Annotated in this window: 13 protein-coding genes; 10 read left to right on the top strand and 3 right to left on the bottom strand. The window is 43.2% G+C overall.

Going from position 1 to position 14,762, the window contains the following annotated elements; all coding sequences use genetic code 11:
• Window positions 1-652: 652 nt before the first annotated feature.
• The 9 genes from cspE to A3K86_RS03255 all read left to right on the top strand — a co-directional run bounded on the left by cspE (window position 653) and on the right by A3K86_RS03255 (window position 10,298).
• A complete protein-coding gene (gene cspE, locus A3K86_RS03215; protein ID WP_068327595.1) occupies window positions 653-862 on the top strand; it encodes a transcription antiterminator/RNA stability regulator CspE in 210 nt (69 codons plus the stop codon).
• A 207-nt stretch (window positions 863-1,069) separates the two neighbouring features.
• Entirely contained in the window at window positions 1,070-2,494 is a 1,425-nt protein-coding gene (gene sbcB, locus A3K86_RS03220; protein ID WP_068327598.1) for an exodeoxyribonuclease I, read from the top strand.
• A gap of 208 nt (window positions 2,495-2,702) precedes the next feature.
• The gene (locus tag A3K86_RS03225) at window positions 2,703-3,239 is read left to right on the top strand and encodes a response regulator transcription factor (RefSeq protein ID WP_068327600.1); all 537 of its coding nucleotides are present in this window, start codon (window positions 2,703-2,705) and stop codon (window positions 3,237-3,239) included.
• 136 nt (window positions 3,240-3,375) lie between these two features.
• A complete protein-coding gene (locus A3K86_RS03230; RefSeq protein WP_068327603.1) occupies window positions 3,376-3,714 on the top strand; it encodes a CidA/LrgA family protein in 339 nt (112 codons plus the stop codon).
• Between the two features lie 2 nt (window positions 3,715-3,716).
• Window positions 3,717-4,400 (top strand): CidB/LrgB family autolysis modulator, encoded by a 684-nt coding sequence (locus tag A3K86_RS03235; protein WP_068327606.1) that lies wholly within the window; start codon window positions 3,717-3,719, stop codon window positions 4,398-4,400.
• Between the two features lie 312 nt (window positions 4,401-4,712).
• Window positions 4,713-5,597: a cytidine deaminase gene (gene cdd / locus A3K86_RS03240; protein ID WP_068327608.1), complete on the top strand. Its 885-nt coding sequence runs from the start codon at window positions 4,713-4,715 to the stop codon at window positions 5,595-5,597.
• Window positions 5,598-5,781: 184 nt separating this feature from the next.
• Complete coding sequence (locus A3K86_RS03245) at window positions 5,782-6,669, top strand: DMT family transporter (protein ID WP_068327611.1); 888 nt, start codon at window positions 5,782-5,784, stop codon at window positions 6,667-6,669.
• 368 nt (window positions 6,670-7,037) lie between these two features.
• Entirely contained in the window at window positions 7,038-7,754 is a 717-nt protein-coding gene (locus tag A3K86_RS03250) for a PEP-CTERM sorting domain-containing protein (RefSeq protein WP_068327614.1), read from the top strand.
• Between the two features lie 336 nt (window positions 7,755-8,090).
• Window positions 8,091-10,298 carry a cytochrome-c peroxidase gene (locus tag A3K86_RS03255; protein ID WP_068327616.1) on the top strand — a complete coding sequence of 736 codons (2,208 nt, stop codon included), beginning with the start codon at window positions 8,091-8,093 and terminating at the stop codon, window positions 10,296-10,298.
• An 82-nt stretch (window positions 10,299-10,380) separates the two neighbouring features.
• On the opposite strand, the gene A3K86_RS03260 is transcribed toward A3K86_RS03255, so the two are convergent.
• Window positions 10,381-10,785: a hypothetical protein gene (locus tag A3K86_RS03260; protein ID WP_068327617.1), complete on the bottom strand. Its 405-nt coding sequence runs from the start codon at window positions 10,783-10,785 to the stop codon at window positions 10,381-10,383.
• Between the two features lie 301 nt (window positions 10,786-11,086).
• On the opposite strand from A3K86_RS03260, the gene purT reads away from it, so the two are divergent.
• Window positions 11,087-12,262 carry a formate-dependent phosphoribosylglycinamide formyltransferase gene (purT, locus tag A3K86_RS03265; RefSeq protein ID WP_068327618.1) on the top strand — a complete coding sequence of 392 codons (1,176 nt, stop codon included), beginning with the start codon at window positions 11,087-11,089 and terminating at the stop codon, window positions 12,260-12,262.
• 199 nt (window positions 12,263-12,461) lie between these two features.
• Here purT and A3K86_RS03270 read toward each other — a convergent pair whose 3' ends face one another.
• Window positions 12,462-13,439: a hemolysin gene (locus A3K86_RS03270; protein WP_068327619.1), complete on the bottom strand. Its 978-nt coding sequence runs from the start codon at window positions 13,437-13,439 to the stop codon at window positions 12,462-12,464.
• A gap of 546 nt (window positions 13,440-13,985) precedes the next feature.
• Complete coding sequence (locus A3K86_RS03275) at window positions 13,986-14,642, bottom strand: thiopurine S-methyltransferase (protein WP_068327620.1); 657 nt, start codon at window positions 14,640-14,642, stop codon at window positions 13,986-13,988.
• Window positions 14,643-14,762: the final 120 nt, after the last annotated feature.

Genomic DNA, 14,762 nt, shown 5'->3' on the forward strand with positions numbered 1-14,762 from the left:
CGCAGCCCTTTTGTTATTTTGGTTAAAAAAACTTCACATTGTTAAGCTGAAGTTTTATGCACAACTTCAAAGATTTATTGCAACCAGCCCAAATCACACTCTTTCGTAGCTTTATACTTATAAAATACGACTTTCATTTGAGATTTAATCGCTCGAAATAAAAAACAACAAACAAAGCATCATTTTGCTAATCAAGTGCTCAAAAAAGCAATAATTTCAATATCTCTTCAGCAGCGACATTGCACTTCAATGATAAAAACGACCGTGTTTTTCCTTTTTCTGGCCTTTAGTTATCGTCTTTACTGACTACTATTAACAGTATTGCGAATAAAAAATAAGTTAACACCACTATAAGTTATTAAATAGAATGGCTTTTTCGCTGTATTATTGAGCTATATGTCACATTTTATTCCCTTTTGTTTAAAATAATAAAATATTGTCTTGCCCAACGCACTCCCCTGTGGCTTAATAGCTCTCGGCCTGTAATGCAGTCCTATTTATGCAAATGCAAGTATTGAAAGACCCTTCGTTCTACCGCTTAAACTTAAGCTACCGTCCTGAAGAGCTTCATTCTTTTGTCCATAAGTAATTCATTATGTCGGCTTAAGTGCGCAATTTTGCGTTTTAAAAATTATTTTTCAGGAGACATACTATGTCTAAAGCAACTGGTACAGTTAAGTGGTTTAACGACGAGAAAGGTTTTGGTTTCATCACTCAAGACAACGGCGGTGCAGACGTATTCGTACACTTCCGTGCAATCACTGGTGAAGGCTTCAAATCTCTAGCTGAAGGCCAAAAAGTGACTTTTGACATCGAGCAAGGTCAAAAAGGTCCTCAAGCTGCTAACGTTGAGCGCGTTTAATTTCTGATTAATCAGAATTAAAAAATTCCTAAAGGGTGCCTATATGGCGCCCTTTTTTTATCTTATTCCCCTGCCAGCTCAACCAACAAACAAATTCATAACTATCACACTTTTCTTACACCTCACTAAAGATTAACACTGTAGCTGACATGCGATTGTTTGGTACTATGCTCATAGTTAAGTAATTCATCCCTGTAGGGAAAATCAATGAGCAACAATAGTCATCAGCCAACTTTTCTGTGGCTGGATTATGAAACTTTCGGCGCCAACCCAGCGTTAGATCGCCCATCGCAGTTTGCGGCAATCCGCACCGACATGGATTTCAATGTGATCGGTGAGCCTCTTGTTATCTACTGTAAGCCACCTAGCGATTACCTACCTTCTCCAGAGGCCTGTTTAATTACAGGTATTACTCCGCAAGAAGCGATGGAGAAAGGTTTACCTGAGCATGAGTTCATTACGCGTATTCACGACGAACTATCCGTTCCGAATACTTGTGTCGTTGGTTACAACAACGTCCGTTTTGATGATGAAGTTAGCCGCTACACTTTGTATCGTAACTTCTTCGACCCTTATGCTTGGAGCTGGAAAAACGGCAACTCGCGTTGGGATTTACTGGATATCATGCGTACCTGCTACGCATTACGACCAGACGGCTTAAACTGGCCAACCAACGACGACGGTTTTCCAAGCTTTAAGCTTGAGCACCTTTCCGTTGCAAACGGGATTGAACATACCAACGCTCACGATGCGATGGCTGACGTATATGCCACCATCGAGCTGGCTAAATTGCTCAAGCAAAACCAACCGAAGTTGTTCAACTACCTATTCGATCTACGTAATAAACGTAAACTCCAAGATCTTGTTGATATCAGTAACCTGACTCCTCTGGTACATGTATCAGGCATGTTTGGTACTGAATGTGGCAATACCAGTTGGATTGTGCCAATGCAGTGGCATCCAACAAATAAGAATGCAGTGATCACGGTAAACTTAGCCAAAGATCCAACGCCGTTAATTGAGTTAGACGCTGATACACTACGCGAACGTCTGTATACCAAACACAGTGATTTACCTGAAGGTGAGCTTCCAGTACCGGTTAAGCTAGTTCACCTTAATAAGTGCCCTGTCCTGGCGCCAGCAAAAACCCTAAAAGCCGAGGATGCAGATCGTTTAGGTATCGATCGTGAGCAATGCCTCAAGCACCTCAAACTGCTAAAAGAACACCCTGAAGTACGTGAAAAGTTAGATGCTATTTTCAGTGTTGAGCGTGAGTTTGAAGACGACGACAACGTAGATAGAAAGCTATACAGTGGCTTCTTTACTCCTGCAGATCGCGCCACGATGGATATTATTCGCGAGATGGACCCAGCTGAACTTGCCAACTTCGAGCCGCAAGTCGGTGATGATCGCATCAAGCCTTTGTTATTCCGCTATCGCGCACGTAATTTCCCGATGACGCTGACACAGCAAGAACAAAGCATTTGGAAGCATCATTGCCAAGATTACTTTGAGCAACACTTACCAGCTTGGGCTGAAAACCTAGATCTAGTCGCGGTAGAACACCAAGACGATGAAAACAAAATGGCTATCCTCAAGAAAGTATACGCGTACGTTAGCCAACTAACATAAGCGTAAGCTGTTCTTAAGAAACCAAATAAGTGTACTAAACATCAACACCCTGTTGCGCTTCACAGCAGGGTGTTTTTTTATAAGACAGTTTTCCAATATAAAAAGTTGAACTAATCCCGAAGGGCTACAACACTTAAACCAATTCTTTTTAATCTATCAGGTTGGTTTTATACCAGCAGATAAGACCGATTAGCAGAAAGTGGTAGCTATGACGACGAAAGCCCTTACCCGATGTTATCGATTTCCTGATGTTGATTTCGAGCCAGATCTTCGTACTCTGGTATGGAAAGATGGCTCTGAAAGCCTACTTACAGTGCATGAATCGCGATTGCTGGAAGCGTTGTGCTACTACGCGGGAGAAGTGGTTTGTACCACTGCACTGTATAACAAGACCTTCATCCAAATTGATTCAGGTGATAGCCAGCACAATAGTCACTTTGACTTACACGGCTTAGTGTTTTCACTAAACGAAAAGCTGATCTATCAGAACCATGCTGCAATAGAAATCGAAAGTTTGAGTGGCTATGGCTATCGAGTCCCTCTTCCCAACAAAACTTGTCGTTTAATTCATAACTTTAAACAGCCCAAAGCAACGCCATTGAAGCAATTAAAAGCACAACCACTATCAAACAATGTTGGTCCTGAGCCAAAAGACAGCCTCAGTATTTTGGGGAAAGTCGTCATCGTCATTATTGCGGGTGCTGGTGCTGCTCTGTATTTATTAACCGATATCATGATGCTGTAATACCCGTGAGTTACAGTGTCACCTAATTCACAACAATATAGCTAGAACCAACACTATTCATCATACAAAATAAGTGTGGTGTAGCTCACATTTATTTTGTATGATGAATCCAACTTGAACAACGCAGCACCTTGGCATGAGTTACCTACGCGCTTTTAGCATTATTCTGATCTGCCTCTTCTTAGGTAAAAGTTCACAATCCCTTCTTGGTCTTCCTATCCCTGGTAGCATTATCGGCATGCTTCTACTTTTTGGATTGCTTTCTGCCGGTTTGATCCGTGCAAACTGGGTTCAATCAGGTTGTCATATCTTAATTCGCTACATGGCATTGCTGTTCGTCCCCGTTGGTGTTGGCTTAATGGACCACCTTTCATTAATTAGCGCCAACAGCCTGCCAATTCTTCTTAGCACTATTGGCAGCAGCTTAGTGGTCTTCCTTGTTATTGGTGTTGCCGCGCACCATAAGGAGAAATAGCAGTGATTTGGTTAGTTACCACCTTAGTAGTCTTTTATTTAGCTCGCTTGTTATCAAAACGCTTTCAGCACCCGATAGTTAACCCTCTTCTTATTTGTTTGCTTGTTATCATTCCTTTGCTCATGTGGCTCAAAGTACCTTATGAGACTTACTTCGAACAAAACTATTGGCTCAATGCCCTGCTTGAACCAGCCGTTGTTGCATTAGCTTTTCCGCTCTACGAGCAACTATCCCAAATTCGTGAAAAATGGAAAACTATCCTTACAGTTTGCTTTATCGGTAGTTTGCTTTCGATGCTTACTGGTGCAGGTATTGCCTTTGCCTTTGGGGCGGACATCCAGTTGGTTGCGAGTATCTTACCTAAATCTGTAACCACACCTATCGCTATGGCCGTGTCTGAGCAAATTGGCGGCGTTCCCGCGATTGCAGCCATCATGGTTATCATTGCGGGTTTATTTGGTGCTGTCTTAGGCTACCCATTGTTCAAATTGGCAGGTATTGAGCACCCAATTGCGCGTGGATTAACGATGGGAACAGTCTCGCACGCCCTTGGCACAGCTAAAGCCGCTGAAGAGAACTATCAGGAAGGCGCATTTAGTTCATTAGCTTTAGTGATCTGCGGTGTGATGACTGCCGTGTTAGCACCTGTTGTTTTTCCTGTATTGGTTGCTATTTTCCAAGCCTAACTTCATCTATTCTCTAACCGCATTTACGCTTTCCCCCTCAATCTCTTAACGTAAATGCGGTTATTTTCTTATTCACACTCACCTCTCGCCCAACATTAAACCAATCAATATTAAAAACATACAACTGTGCTGGTAATCGTATACATTGCTATCTCATTGAAAAATATGACTACCGCAATACGTTATTTGTGTGAGCGCACTCCCAGTTATGTAAGGAGTGAAACGAATTAAAGTTAAATGTGATCAAGATCACTTTAAGAAAGATTTGAGCTGTCTACAATATTTCTCCATACACAAGACGGAGAAATCCTCATGCACACTAAAGTTATGGATGCTTTAGGTACTTTACCAGCGGATCTTGCAACAGCTATCAAGCCTCTGCTTGAAGATGAAAAATTTGATGCCACTATCAGTGCTGAGCAGTTTGAGCAATTGCTTAACCAGACTCACATGACAGATAGTGAATTACGTGTTGCTCTTCTGCCTTTGGCTGCTACTTACTCAGTTTCTCCCCTTTCAAATTTCTGTGTCGGTGCAATCGCTCGTGGTGAGTCTGGTCGTCTGTACTTTGGTGGCAATATGGAATTTGTTGGCGCAGCACTTTCTCAAACGGTTCACGCTGAACAATGCGCTATCAGCCACGCATGGATCAAAGGCGAAACAGGCATCAAAGATGTTACTGTTAACTACAGCCCTTGTGGACACTGTCGCCAATTCATGAACGAATTAAGCTCAGCGAAAACCATGAAGATCCAACTACCTGAGCGTGAAGAAAAAACACTTCAACAATATTTACCTGAGTCATTCGGTCCGAGTGATCTTGGTATTACCGATGCCCTTCTAACAGAAGTAAACCATGGTTTAGCCATTGATGAGAGCGACAGCCTAGTTGCAGCCGCTTGCCATGCTGCTAACCGTGCTCATGCGCCTTACACTAAAAACTTCAGTGGTGTAGCGTTAAAAGCGGATGATGGTGAAATCTTCTTTGGTATGTACGCAGAGAATGCGGCATTCAACCCTAGCCTTCCACCACTACAAGTGGCACTTATCAGCATGAACGTTGCAGGCTACACGCTAGATCGCATCGCTGAAGCGGCATTGGTTGAGAAAAGCAGCAACATTACACACCTAGCTGATACTCAAAATACATTAGAAGCACTTAACCCAGATATCCCTCTGACTTACAGCGCTTTATAATATTGCTATCGCTTGAGCTAGCAAGTTAACTGAAAGGTGGTGATATGCGTATTACCGCCTTTTTTGTTTTACGCCTTACAGTAGTGTGCGAACAAAACTCATTCAAATTTGTGCTTATCTTTCATTGGTATCACAAATAACTCAGAGTATGATGGCACAACTATTTCTATCAAATTGTTAACCCATGTCACAACACCACAATCCGCTGCAAGGTGCCAGCTGGATGCTTACCGCTGGATTAGCTTTCGCTATCGTTAACAGCCTTGCGCAAGTGTTAAGCGTCAATCTTCATTTTCCTTCAACCACGGTTGCCTTCATTCAGTACTTCATTGCGCTGATTGCGATGCTACCTTGGCTAAAAAACCTTGGTCTTCGCCAAGCTCTGCAAACTAAGCATTTTGGTCAACACTGTTTTCGTGTTTTCCTCTCTGTAATTGGTATTCAGCTCTGGCTATGGGCGCTCGCCTACCCTGTACCTATTTGGCAAGGTATCGCGCTGCTAATGACATCGCCACTCTTTGCTACCGTTGGTTCAGGTTTATTGCTTAAAGAGCGTGTCGGCGCAGCACGTTGGTTCGCAACCCTAGCGGGCTTCGTTGGGGCAATGATCATTCTTGAGCCTTGGAGTGATAACTTCACATGGGCAACACTCTTACCTGTTGGCGCTGCTTTCTTCTGGGCTAGTTACTCGCTAATGGTGAAAAAGCTCTCTAAGCATGACTCACCAACAACCATGGTTGTTTACCTTCTGCTGCTAATTACCCCATTTAATATTTTATTAGCCGTGCCTGATTTTATGGTTCCAAGTTCAAGCGAAGCTTGGTTACTATTAATTGGCGCTGGCTTATTAACCGCACTAGCACAATGGGCAATTGCCAAAGCTTACGCTGTGGCTGACGCCTCGTTCGTACAACCGTTTGATCACGCTAAGCTACCACTTAATGTGTTGGCTGGTTGGTTAGTGTTTGGCTGGGTACCGCCAGGTCGCCTATGGTTGGGTGCCGCAATCATCATCGCTTCTGTGGCCTTCATCACTCAGTGGGAAAACCGCAAACCGAAGGCAACCGGTTAATGCAAACCAATTAATATCTAAACATCACCAATCTTTCATTATGCCCAAGCCGATTGTCTACGCTTGGGCATTTTTTATCGTGATTAACGTCTATTTCTCCGACTGTGCTGCTTAATTAAAACGACATTTCTTATTGAGACTGTAAACACACAACTGTATGTCCTGTTAACGATAAAACTTATAAAATCAAAGAACGCTTTATTTACAAACCTCTACCAATTCCCCCACCAGAAAAGTGTCCGTTTTTTTTACAACTCAGACCATCGCTTCATGCTTACTAATAACTAACATTCTAAAAAATAATAACTTTATTAATGTGGCTTCATATTTGCTTTATTGAATATGTAAATGTGAATGGAGGCTACATCATGACTTGCTCGACACCCAAAACTATTCTTTCATCTCTCGCTTTAAGCTCTACACTACTGTTCTCTCAAGTTACTAATGCTCAATATATTGACTTGTATGCCTTTAGTGGCTTCTTGTCTGACGGAACAAGCATTTATCAGGACGATTCGTTTGATATTGATAATATTGGTTTCTCAACTTTTACACCTGACTTCACAACAAGCTTTACAGCGACTTTAGATGCCGACAATTACGGTACGTTGAATTGGAAAGTTATTAATAAAACAGGTGCAACCATCGAAGATGCTCAGATCGTAACCCTACTTGATGCTGCAATTTTTGATGATGAGTTTGACTGGGATGTGAGTGACGATATGGCTGACCCATATTCAGGTACTACCGCCTCGTCATGGGAAGTTGCGGAAGGACTAGATTTAGCAAACAATTTACCTTTTGATTTAACACTATTTGATTCAATTGCATTACCTAGTTTCTTTTCTACAGGACTAGCCCTTGGTTTTGATGTTGGTGATTTCTACGACTACGGTGTTTTAGATGTCACCTTGACTCTCTCACCTACAGGTCCAGGGCTTCACCTTTACGATGATGCGAACCCAGGTTTTTATCTAGATGGGACTGTGTCTGTGCCTGAACCTCAGACATTGGCTTTATTCCTTTCGATTCTCGGTGGAATCACACTATTTCGCCGTAAACTCGTCAAACAAGAAAGTCAGTAGTAAACATCTAGATTACTACTTGGCTAAAAGCGCTATATGTTGATTATTTTAGAGGCATACATGTAACGTCACCAATATATTGACGTTCATCCTTTAAGTTTCTGCAAGGCTCGGTATTCACTGTAATGATGATATAAATCCGAGCCTTTAGCTTAAAGCTTAAATAAGCTCTCTATTCTAAATCTTTAATAAGCACTTTTCCTTTTGCTGCCTTAGCTCATATTTTTCCGTCGCAAATTCTCACTCATGATTCAAATTTAGTAAAAACTCTAGATTACATTTAACTCTCAACCAAAACGTCCTACACCAATATCAACACTCCATCAGGAGGAGAAAATGGAATCGAACAGCAAGCCTACGGCTTATAAACGGTTTCTCTATACTTCCATAGCGTGTGCGTTTATCTCTTTAAGCGGAATCGCTATCGCTGAGATTGAAAATAATGGATCTGTCAGTGATGAGCTCAATGCTGAGCCACCTGAAAACCCTGAAAGCCTCATCCCTATCGCCCTAACAAACTTAAAGCCGCCACTACCAAACCTAGACTCAATCATTAAGGACAGAAGCTGGGCAATCAAACTCGGCAAAGCCTTTTTTTGGGACCAGCAAACAGGTAGTGATGGGCAAGCCTGTGCGAGTTGTCACTTTAAAGCAGGTGCCGATAACCGCTTCACGAATTCACTAAGCCCTGGTCTAACTCGTGTGAGTAGTAGCGGAGATCCAAACCCTGATCTGGATTTTGGTGGTTCAGTGTCACAAGATTCCCCAGCAGCAACTGCCGGAGTAACTGCTAGTGGAAATATTGCGCGCTCTAACATCACACTGACACCTGAAGACTTTCCGTTCCATCAACTTCAGGACCCAAGCGATCGTAACTCTGCTGTTTTGTACTCAACGAACGATACTTCATCGTCACCGGGTACCTTTGATGGTTCATTCGGTACCACAATCCCTCGCGACCTTGATGAATATTGTGGTGATCCAAGTGGTGATATTTTCAAAACACTTTCCCACTACCCAGCGCGTAAGGTTGAACCGCGAAATACACCAAGCGTAATTAACGCAGCGTATAACTTCCGTAACTTCTGGGATGGGCGTGGTAATAACGTCTTCAACGGCGTTGACCCATTCGGACTTCGCAATAAAGATGCACGTATTGTGGTACTTTCTGGTCGAACGCCACAACTGGCTGAACTAGATTTACGCAATGCTTCGCTTGCATCACAAGCTGTTGGCCCTACATTAAGTGACTTTGAAATGTCATGTGCAGGACGAACATTTGCTGATGTCGGTCGACGTATGATGAGCTTACGTCCTCTCGCAAGCCAAGATGTTGCTTCGGACGATAGTCATCTAGGTGGTCTAGTACACCCAAGCGGACAAGGGTTAACCATTAGTTATGCTCGAATGATCCGTATGGCTTTCCAACCTCAATATTGGGCGGGTCGTGGTACGTACCGTATTGATACTAACTCCAGCGAGCCTTCACTCGTTGCTGATGCTAGTGGACACACTCAAGCTGAACTTAACTTTTCAATGTTCTGGGGTATCGCAATCATGCTTTATGAAGCTGAATTACTCTCAGATCAAACACCATTTGATCAGTATCGAGGATGTAAATCACCCCACTGTAGCCCTGAAATTCCTGCAGATGACAACGCCTTATCTCAGTTACAAAAAGACGGCCTAAAAGTCTTTGTCGACAAAGGTAAGTGTATTAATTGTCATAAAGGCCCTGAATTTTCTTCAGCCGCAACTCACCTACAAGCTGAAGAAGAAGAGGAAGGTTTAGTTGAACGCATGGTGATGGCTGATAATCGTGTCGCGCTCTACGACAACGGTTTTTACAACATCGGCGTTAAGCCAACAAAAGAAGACTTGGGTGTAGGTGCTAAAGACCCTTGGGGCAACCCACTTTCGTTCACTCGCCAATTTAAGCAAATACTGCTTGGACAAAACGTTCCTGATCCATTCCAAGTCGATCCCTGTACGTTTGAAGAATTAGCTGTAAACGTACTGCCTTGTGATAAAGATCAGCAGTTGGATGAACTAAAATCACGCGTACTCAGCAACAAAGAGAATGATGCTGTTGACGGTGCGTTCAAAACATCCATCTTACGAAACGTTGCCCTAACTGCGCCTTACTTCCACAACGGTGGCTACGCTACGCTAGAGCAAGTCGTTGAGTTTTATAACCGTGGCGGTAACCACAGTGGCAGTGATACTGATAACAGCACAGGATTCGGGCCAAACAAAGCCAACCTTGACCCTGATATTCGCGCATTAGATCTGACCGAATATGAGCAGCAAGCACTGGTTGCCTTTATGAAGTCATTAACAGATGAACGCGTTCGCTGTGATCAGGCGCCATTTGACCACCCAAGTCTGACCTTCCACGCAGGTCATTATGATGCTGATAGTGATGGCGATGGGCGTGCGGATGACAAATGGGTAACCTATGAAGCCGTTGGTGCAAGTGGTTTACCATCTGATAAATGTTGGAAAAACTCAGGGGATCTCTTCGACCAAGGCGGTCCATTATAAGTCCTGATTTTGTATTCCATTCATGAAAAGCAAAACACCACCCGGTTTATTGGGTGGTGTTTCTATTTATGGCTTAGATTATTTAAAAACGAATACGTACACCCAGTGCCGCTTCAAGATCTAAATCTACCTTTTCAACCACGTACAAAGATGGACCAACTTCACCGTACAGCTCAAAACTATCAACAGGCAATTGGAAACCCACGCCAGAGCGTACGCCAAACTTTTTGTTGTGATTATCAACGTACTGCGCACCAACAAAGGTGTATACGTTATCTAGCTTGTTGTTATTAGTTAGCGAACCAACATTGAAAGTTTTATCAAAAGCTAAGCCAAAGTCGCTAATGCCCAATGAAAAGCGCAAATCGTTGTGCTTATATTGAATGCCCGACATAGGACTTCCAACAAAAACACCTAGCCCTTGGCTTGCGAAAGCCGAAAATGGTACTGCTGCACACAGAGCCAAACCTACAATCCACTTTTTCATCGAATATTACCTATTTCTTTATGATGACTCTCACTCGTCATACTTAACGCTATCAGCTGGCATTACAGACTTAGGAGAGACATATTTCATTTCAATAATCGTTACTGTAGCGATTCCAATAACCAGTGGCGAGCCTAAGTGCGTAACTCTGACAATCATTTTACAAACAAAGCGGAACGTTTTTACTCTCGCTGAACAAGACTTGTCCACACACTAAACAACCCACGCGCAAACGTTTGCGCAATCATTTAAATCAGGTATGATCGCATCAGTTCAATACTCACTCTCGTAAGGAAAGTCCATGTTAGGTTCTGCTACTCGCCCAGATGCAACTCGCGTTCTTCTTCTTGGTTCAGGTGAACTAGGCAAAGAAGTTGCCATTGAATGTCAACGATTAGGCTTAGAAGTGATTGCTGTAGACCGCTATCCACACGCGCCAGCAATGCATGTGGCACATCGCAGCCATGTGATCGATATGCTAGACGGTGAAGCACTAAAGAAAGTGATTGAGCAAGAGCAACCTCACTACGTTGTTCCTGAAATCGAAGCTATTGCTACCGACATGCTAGTCGAGCTTGAAGCGCAAGGCTTGAACGTGGTGCCAACAGCTAATGCGACCAAACAAACGATGAATCGTGAAGGTATTCGCCGCCTTGCTGCAGAAGAGCTTTCTATTCCAACCTCTCCTTACGAGTTTTCAGATAAGTACGATGACTTTGTCGCTTCCATCAAGCGCATTGGTACGCCATGTGTTGTAAAACCAATCATGAGCTCATCAGGCAAAGGTCAGAGCGTGATCAAAACCCATGCTGATATTGAGTCTGCATGGCAATACGCACAAGAAGGCGGACGTGCTGGCGCTGGTCGCGTTATTGTTGAAGGCTTTGTTGAATTTGATTACGAAATCACTCTACTTACTGTTCGCGCCTCTGACGGAGTACATTTCTGCGCCCCTATCGGTCACCGCCAAGAAGATGGTGATTACCGTGAGTCATGGCAGCCACAACAGATGTCTGAGAAGGCACTAAAAGCCGCTCAAGACGTTGCAGAGAAGGTTGTGAACGCATTAGGCGGTTACGGTCTATTTGGTGTTGAGCTATTCATTAAAGGTGATGAAGTGCTATTTAGCGAAGTATCACCGCGCCCACACGATACGGGCATGGTAACGCTGATCTCTCAAGAACTCTCTGAGTTTGCCCTTCACGTTCGCGCTTTCCTTGGTCTACCAATTAGCAACATCAACCAATTTGGTCCATCAGCCTCTGCTGTTGTACTTGCTGAAGGTACTTCACAAAACATCCGTTTTGATAACTTAACAGCAGCACTGGCACGTCCTCATACTCAAGTGCGTCTATTCGCTAAACCTGAAATTGATGGTCGTCGTCGCTTAGGTGTTGCACTAACGCGTCGTGATACTATCGAACAGGCGGTATCTGACGCGGTTGATACAGCTGCAGACGTAAAAGTAGTGTTCTAAACCTCAAGTTATCCAACTTAATTTAGCACCCTACTGCACTGAAGATTCAGAGAGTTAAGCCATTTCACTAGGCTTAACTCTCTGCAAAATAAAACCCACATAAGTTACCGCGTCACTCATGTGGGTTTGGTTTTTGACTTAAGCTTCGAGTTTACTGCTCTTCACTACCGATGAGCAGCAATACTGATAGCGAGACAAACTAGTAGGTGTTAACCATTAGCTGATCCCAATCGATAGAGAAGCGCACCTGAGCTTCTGTGTAATGCGTTTTAGTGCCGTAATCAGACCAAGTACACGCACCGCGACTAAAGCCCTCTTCTACCTCCTTCATACCCGCACGAACAATCATTTCAGTTTTAGGCTCAGTTCCGCGTTCAAACTCAGGCGTGAATACGTACTGGAATTTAGGTTTAAAGCCATAAATCAAGCGAGGTAGGTTTTCTTCTGGCAAGATGTTTTCGTTGTAACAATCAGTGTAATGGTAAACCCCTGCCCACTTACCGTAGTACTGGTAATCATTGGTGTATAACTGGCTTAACGATGTGGTCCATTTCACACCTGTACCACGTGCTGCGCCTACTGAAGGTTTCACAGCGGTCACGTAGTCTTTACTTGAGTAACGCGACGTGTATGCAACACCAAGCTGAGTTCCTAGAGAGCCACCAAAACTTGGCGCAGCACCCGGTGTTGCTGTCGCAGTAAGACCAATCGTTGGCGCTACAGTCGTAGTAGAAACAGAAACATCCGTAGCTTCGTTTTGTGGAGAGTAATCGTCACCAAAAATTGGTGTACCACCCGCTTGGTAAATGCTGTAATCAAAAGTTACTGGGTAGTTTTGTGTGAAGCGAGCCAATAATGGCGCATCGTAAGTCAGCTCTGTACCTGGTTTACCCGGTACATAACCATTACCTAAAGTAACAACACGTGCTGCTTTTTTACCGTTATTTGAGTTATAGAACAGCTCAACGAGCAGCTTCATTTGTACTCGGCTGCCACGGAAAGCGTACGGGAACAATTCTGGCTCGCTTTCAAACTTCACTTCAAAGCTCTTTTTCACGTAACCATTCAAATTAACATCGTCAAGCAAAATACTCTCAACGACTTCATTCGCAGAGACTGATGTTGCGGTTGCAGCTGTAAGGCCCAAAATAACAGGCAATAAACGTTTTTTAATCATTTTTAGTCATCCTTATGGGAACAATCCCAAAGCTAACAGCATGACTTAAAAGCATCAATATGCTTTTAGAGAGGACAGACCAGTCAACAACAAGGATTAAAAGTACAGAAAAGCATACATAAAACCAAAAAAGGCATGCAACAGCAGAATCACAATCGCATACAGGCATTTCACAAAATAATATATCGAGATAATACCTTGGAGCGATAATTTAAAGGAGTGCTATAGATGAGAACAATTATCAAAAAAAGAGATCTTGATCTGATAATTACATCAATAAGAATTATTGAATTGCAGCTTTTTTGTCCAAATTCATATTCACTTATTTCACCATGCGATAGCTCATGCCAATAAAGCCAAGCGCTATACCCATTAGAGCTACCACAGCCAAGTTGAATAAATCGAAATAAGCTTCCGAAAACAAGAAAGAACTTACGCTGGCGAATACAAGTAATCAGAGATAATAAGTGTAAAAAAGGAGCCGTATGGCTCCTTAGCAATCATTCATATCACACTTAATATTGAGCTTTATCTTCTCAAAAAGCCTTATAGCGCTAAAGCAGGTGTTTCAATCAACCACACTTCTTCAGCAAAACGAGTCAAACCACGTTGGCGACGTGGGTGTGTTTCGTCTGCATCATCACGCTCTAAATGTGTGATTTGACATCCCTCAAATAAAGCTTTCACTTCAGCCTCTGGCACTGAGAATGGAGGACCGTCCATTTGATCTTGTGGGTAATCCAAAGTTACCAGCAAAATACGACCACCAGGCTTGGTAAGCGACAGAAGACGCTCAACATAAGCTTTTCGTAGTGATTCAGGCATCGCAATCAGTGCAGCTCGATCGTATACCACATCAGCAGGCTCAGCATTAACGGTAAAGAAGTCACCACAATGGATTGTGATTTCGTCGAACTGGTACATGGCATTGCCATTACCCTGCTCTACAACCAATGGAGTGTAGAGGTGTTCTGAGAAGAACGCACGAACCGCGATCTGACTTAACTCAATACCAACCACGTTTTCGTGTTTTTGCGCTAACCAATCAAGGTCGATCGACTTACCACACATTGGCACCAGTACCGTATCTTCACGGCTGGCTTGTAACGCGGGCCAATGCTTGATCAACAGTGGATTTGTGTCGCTCAGGTGAAAACCAATACGGTTCTCTGCCCAGCGGCTATGCCAAAATTCTGCATCCATTATTTTTATCTCTAGCTGACTTTATTTGGCTTAGGATAACAAGTTCTCGCTATTTGATTAACCCCTAACAGCGGCTTGCTTTTTTCCCCTAAACGCAAAAAAGGATGCCGAGGCATCCTT

Origin of the sequence: Photobacterium jeanii, from assembly GCF_001650345.1 — a bacterium.
GTDB classification, from domain to species: Bacteria; Pseudomonadota; Gammaproteobacteria; order Enterobacterales; family Vibrionaceae; genus Photobacterium; species Photobacterium jeanii.